We start from the raw sequence: 4,789 nt of genomic DNA, 5'->3' as shown, positions 1-4,789 counted from the left end.
GACGAAGCGAACGCAGCCGGCGGCGTTGCCGGGGATACGTTCGAACTGGTGGTCGGCGACGTCAAGGATCAGTCCGCCGGCAACGTCACCAGCGCCGTCGAACGCCTGCTTGGCGATCCGGGCGTACACTTCATGCTGACCGGCTATGCCAGCCTGACCAATTTCGAGATCGACAACATGGCCGAGGCGGAAATGCCCTACATGCTGGCGGCCACCTCGCAGCAGACCAGGGACATCATCGCGCCGAGCCCCGACAAATACATGTGCTGCTGGTCACTGACGCCTTCCTTCGACGCCTACAACACCGACGTCACCCTGTTCGTCGAGAAGCTCGCGGCCGACGGCAAGATCACCCTGCCGACCAAGAAGGTCGCCATCATCTCGTCCGACAATGCCTATTCGAAGACCATCTCCGAAGGCATGAAGAAGACGTTCAAGGAGAAGGGCTGGACCATCACCGTCGACGAGATCGTACCCTTCGGCGAAGTGACCGACTGGCGTTCGATCCTCGCCAAGGTGCGCGAGAACGTTCCCGATGTCGTCATCAACACCGACTATCTGCCGGGCAATTCGGCGTCGTTCCTCAACCAGTTCCTCGAGCAGCCGACCAAGAGCCTCGTCTTCCTGCAATACGCGCCGAGCGTTCCGGAATTCGTCGAGCTGACCGGCAAGAAATCGGATGGCATCATCTACAACCTGCTCGGCGGCGCGCTGACGACGCCGAAGAACCCGCGCGCCGATGAGGTGGCAGCCAAGTTCAAGGCAAAATACGGCGTCGAGAGCGGCACCTACGGCGTCGGCCTCTACGAAATGACCAATGTCTATTTCGATGCGGTCAAGAAGGTCGGGGGCGCATCCGACCATGCGGCGATCATGAAGGCGCTGTCGGAGACCGACAAGCAGGTCGCGGAAGGGCGGCTGAAATTCGATCCCGCCACCCACCTGGCCACGCAGGGCGACGACTATATTCCGATCACCTTCTTCCAGATCTGGGATGGCCAGCGCACGCTGATCTCGCCTGAGAAATATGCCACCGGCGCCTTCAAGCTCCAGCCCTGGATGAAGTAGGGAATGGCCCTGCTTGAACTGGACGACGTGTCGAAGGCCTTCGGTTCGCTGAAGGCCGTCGATGGCGTGTCGTTCAAGGTCGAGGCCGGCGAGATCTTCGGTATCGCCGGCCCGAACGGCAGCGGCAAGAGCACGCTGTTCAACATCATCACCGGCATCCCGTTCGGGCCCGACCGGGGCAACATCCGCTTTGACGGCATTGCCATAAACGGCAAATCGGGACACGCCATCGCGCGCCTCGGCCTTGCCCGGACCTTTCAGCGGGAGACCAGCTTCGACGGGCTGACCGTATTCGAGAACGCGCTGATCGGCGCCAGCTACGGCAAGCAGGAAAAGACAGCGGCCACGGCCCGCAATGCCGCCGCCGAGGCGCTGGAGTTCGTCGGCCTGGGATCCCAGTCGTTCGGCCGGCTTGCCGGCGAATTGTCCGTGTTCGAGCGCAAATGCCTGATGCTTGCCACGGCGATCGCCATGCAGCCACGCATGCTCTTGCTCGACGAGCCGGCATCGAGCCTGACCAAACCCGAGATCGAGACGTCGATCGGCCTGATCCGCCGCACCGCCGAACGCGGCATCACCATCCTGTTGATCGAGCACGTGCTGACTTTCCTGATGAGCCTTTCGCAGCATCTGCTGGTGCTCAACAATGGCCGCGTCCTGGCCGCCGGCGATCCGGCAGGCGTGATCGCCGATCCGCACGTCATCGAGGCCTATCTCGGCACGAGGAGGTCGGCGGCGTGAATCCCATTCTCAGCGTCGAAGGCGTCACCGCCGGCTATGGCCGCGTCACCGTGCTGCACGATATCTCGCTGGAGGCCGGCCGTTTCGGCAATGTCGGCCTGTTCGGCCCCAACGGCCATGGCAAGACGACGCTGCTGCGTGCTATCTCCGGGCTTCTGCAGCCGAAGAGCGGCCGCATCCTGTTCGACGGGCAAGACATTGTCGGCCACAGCGCACGCGCCATCGTCGGCGCCGGCCTGATCCATGTGCCGCAAGGCAACCGGCTGTTTCCCGATCTCTCGATCGCCGACTGCATGGCGCTCGGCGCCTATTCGCCGCGGGCCCGGCCGCATGAGGCGGAAAACCGCGAAAAGGTGGTCAAGCTGTTCCCGAAACTGGCGGAACGCTGGCGCCAGCGCGTGCGCACGCTGTCGGGCGGCGAGCGCCAGATGGTGTCGATCGGCACGGCGCTGATGAGCCATCCGCGCCTGCTGATCCTCGACGAGCCGACGCTTGGGCTGGCGCCCAAGATCAAGGACGAGCTCTGCGCCTCCGTCATGGACATTTCGCGCGGCGGCGTACCGCTCATCGTCGTCGAGCAGGACATCGAATTCCTGCTGGAACTGACGCAGCAACTCTACCTCGTCAACCATGGCGCCGTTGCGACCGAGATCAAGCCGGGCGAAAGCCTCGACCACGGCGAGATCATGTCGATGTATTTTGGCCATTAGGAAAATCCGAAGATGAGCGCATTGGCGGAAATCCTGTTCGGCGGCCTGTTCCAGGGCTCGCTCTACGCCATGATGGCGGTCGGGCTGGCTCTGGTCTGGACGACGATCGGCGTGTTCAATTTCAGCCATGGCGTGTTCATGATGCTGGGCGCCTACATCGCCTGGCAGCTGGTCGAACTCGGCCTGCCGGCGGCGGTCGCCTTTCCCATCGCCGTCGTCGTCATGGCCGGCGTCGGCTGGATCCTGCAGGCGAGTGTCGTGCGGCCGCTGATCGGCCGACCCAACATCGTGCTGGTCGTCGTCATCACCACGCTGGCAGCCGGGTCGCTGATCGAGAACGGCGCGCTGACCATCTGGGGACCGCGCTCGAAGCAGATCCCGGCGCTGATCACCGGCAACACCACCATCGGCGGCGTCGGCGTCTCCCTGCACCAGATCGCCATCATCGTCATCACGCCGCTGATCCTGGCCGCACTTTGGATGTTCCTCAACCGCACGCGGCTCGGGCTGGCGCTGCGCGCCGTGGCGCAGAATGAAGATGCCAGCCATCTGGTCGGGCTGAACGTCACCGCGCTCTATGGGCTGGCCTTCGCCATTGCCGCGTCGCTTGCAGGCCTCGCCGGCATCTTCATGGGCGGCTATCGTTTCATGTCGCCGGTGATGGGCAGCGACCCGCTGCTCAAGGCGCTGATCGTCGTCGTCTTCGGCGGAATATCGAGCATCTCGGGACCGATCTTCGCCGCCTATCTGATCGGCTTCTTCGAGGCCGCCTGCAGCTATTATTTCGGCCTGTACTGGACGCCGGCGCTGCTGTTCGGCGTGCTGATCCTGACCCTGATGGTGCGCCCCGAGGGCATCTTTGCCAGCCGCTCCCGAGGCCTAGCATGACCGACACGACATCGCCGATCACCCTTAGCCACACAGAGGCGGCAACCCCGATCGCTCCCGGCCGCACGCCGTGGAAGCAGGAGGCCATCGGCTTCGTGCTCGGCTTCGCCTTTCTGGCACTGCTGCCGCTGATCTTCGGCGACACCTATGCCCGCCACATTCTGATCATGGCCTTCATCTATGCGATCGTCGCCTCGAACTGGGACCTCAGCCTCGGCTATGGCGGCGTCTTCAATTTCGGCCATCTGGCGCTGTTCGGCATCGGCGTCTATGCCTACAGCCTGCTCACCAAGCTGGCCGAATTCGACCCGTGGATCGCGCTGTTTGCCAGCGGTGTCATCGCCACCCTGGCGGCGATCCTGGTGACCATCCCGATCCTGCGGCTGAAGGGCATCTACATCATCCTGGTCACTTTCGGCTTCGCGCAGCTGGTGATGCAAGTAATCATCAGCCAGTCCGCCATCACCGGCGGCACGCAAGGGTTGGTGCGCATTCCCGGGCTATACGTGTTCGACCACAACATGGTCCGTGACGGCAAATCAGCCTATTTCTACATCGCGCTGGCGCTGCTGGTGGCGAGCACCCTGTTCCTGCGCGTGTTCGTGCGCTCACGCACCGGGGCCAGCATCGTCGCCTTGCGCGACAATGAGGAATACGCCATCAGCCGCGGCGTCTCGATCGTGCGCCAGCGCATGCTGACGCTTGCCGCGAGCGCCTTCTTCACCGGCATCGCCGGCGCCTTCTACGCCGCCTACCAGCGCAATGCCTCGATCGACGTCTTCGGCATGAGCCTTGCGACCATCATCCTGTCGATGGTGCTGCTTGGCGGCACCAGCACTATTTACGGCGCCATCATCGCCTCTTTCGTGCTGACGATCTTCGCCGAATGGATGGCCGATTTCGGCGCGTGGCGGCCGATGATCACGGCGGTGCTGATCATCGGCGTGATGCTGGCCTACCCGAGCGGCCTGGTCGGCATGATCAAGGCTTCATGGGGCGCCGTCGCCGGACGCCTGAAGCGCCCGGCCTGACCGTTTCGGACTGGCGGCTCCGCCTCAGCGGATGCCGCACCAGTCGATGACCGAAGCGGCGATCACCTTGGCGGTCTCGACCACCGATTCGACTTCGACATACTCGTCGGAACCGTGAAATCCGTCGCCTGACGGGCCGAAGATGACACCGTCGACGCCGGCGCCGGCATAGTGCGCGGCATCGCACACGGCGACGAAGCCACGCGCCTGCGGCGCCTTGCCGACCATGGCCTTGCGCTTCATCAGCGATCTCACCAGCGGATGGTCGACCGGCGTGTTCATCGGCGGAAATGCAGCCCGCCGAGCTCCCATTGGATCGCAGGCGGGTTGTCGCGCAGCCACGCATCGGTA

The 4,789-nt window shown here is 63.8% G+C and carries 6 protein-coding genes; 5 read left to right on the top strand and 1 reads right to left on the bottom strand.

Translation table 11 applies throughout. From position 1 onward, the window contains the following. From ENZ75_RS21340 to ENZ75_RS21320, 5 genes are all read left to right on the top strand, one after another. Nucleotides 1–1,068, top strand: a 1,068-nt coding sequence (locus ENZ75_RS21340; RefSeq protein ID WP_128278292.1) for an ABC transporter substrate-binding protein, incomplete at its 5' end; no start/stop codon positions are given. Between the two features lie 3 nt (nucleotides 1,069–1,071). Next, a complete protein-coding gene (locus ENZ75_RS21335) occupies nucleotides 1,072–1,809 on the top strand; it encodes an ATP-binding cassette domain-containing protein (protein ID WP_024504790.1) in 738 nt (245 codons plus the stop codon). Then, nucleotides 1,806–2,519, top strand: coding sequence for an ABC transporter ATP-binding protein (locus ENZ75_RS21330; protein ID WP_013530211.1), 714 nt, complete (start codon nucleotides 1,806–1,808; stop codon nucleotides 2,517–2,519). Before ENZ75_RS21335 ends, ENZ75_RS21330 begins: the two co-directional genes overlap by 4 nt. A 12-nt stretch (nucleotides 2,520–2,531) precedes the next feature. Further along, complete coding sequence (locus tag ENZ75_RS21325) at nucleotides 2,532–3,407, top strand: branched-chain amino acid ABC transporter permease (RefSeq protein ID WP_063170049.1); 876 nt, start codon at nucleotides 2,532–2,534, stop codon at nucleotides 3,405–3,407. Continuing rightward, nucleotides 3,404–4,438: a branched-chain amino acid ABC transporter permease gene (locus tag ENZ75_RS21320; RefSeq protein ID WP_027162307.1), complete on the top strand. Its 1,035-nt coding sequence runs from the start codon at nucleotides 3,404–3,406 to the stop codon at nucleotides 4,436–4,438. The genes ENZ75_RS21325 and ENZ75_RS21320 overlap by 4 nt, the downstream gene beginning before the upstream one ends. Nucleotides 4,439–4,462: 24 nt before the next feature. Here ENZ75_RS21320 and ENZ75_RS21315 read toward each other — a convergent pair whose 3' ends face one another. Continuing rightward, nucleotides 4,463–4,720: a M20/M25/M40 family metallo-hydrolase gene (locus ENZ75_RS21315; RefSeq protein WP_245481187.1), complete on the bottom strand. Its 258-nt coding sequence runs from the start codon at nucleotides 4,718–4,720 to the stop codon at nucleotides 4,463–4,465. Nucleotides 4,721–4,789 lie beyond the last annotated feature (69 nt).

Origin of the sequence: Mesorhizobium sp. M7A.F.Ca.CA.002.04.1.1 (genome assembly GCF_004022805.1) — a bacterium.
Classification (GTDB): Bacteria; Pseudomonadota; Alphaproteobacteria; order Rhizobiales; family Rhizobiaceae; genus Mesorhizobium; species Mesorhizobium ciceri.
Note: the sequence above shows the minus strand (reverse complement) of the source record. Positions and strands in the feature narration are given on the sequence as shown.